Annotated in this window: 1 protein-coding gene; it reads right to left on the reverse strand. The window is 65.0% G+C overall.

The window, feature by feature from the left end:
• Positions 1 to 440 (reverse strand): toxin VasX (locus tag POF53_RS25950; protein ID WP_498970063.1); only part of this gene is annotated, 440 nt, incomplete at both ends.

Consider the following 440-nt stretch of genomic DNA (forward strand, 5'->3'; position numbering starts at 1 on the left):
TCCAGTTGGTCATGGCGCAGCACATAAGGCCTGGGCGTCGGGCAGCCAAGGCCGGTGAAGGCGGCGACATCCACGGCCGGCAGCCTGTCGCGTCGACGCAGCAGTTGCTGCTGGGCCGCTTCGGTCAGCGGGTCGGGGCTGTAGAACAGGCGCAGCTCAGCCAGGTCTTCGAGGTCATGGACGTTGAACGCCAAGGCCGTGTTGCGAATCATGTCGCGCAGGGTGTGGCCGTCTGTGGCGTCTGACTCGGACTGCCCGGGGTCAACCAGCGACAATGAACCGTTCGCCGCAATGCGATAGGGCGGGTGCAGGTTGTGCTGCCCGCTGCGCTTGCGTTTCTCCATGACGTACAGGAAGCCTTGGCGCAGTGGCCGAATGGCATAGTCGGCATGCTGGAGCGTGGCAACGCTGTAGGGATGGCGCAGGTGATCGGGCAGGGT

The organism is Mitsuaria sp. RG, from assembly GCF_028369275.1.
GTDB lineage: Bacteria > Pseudomonadota > Gammaproteobacteria > Pseudomonadales > Pseudomonadaceae > Aquipseudomonas > Aquipseudomonas peradeniyensis.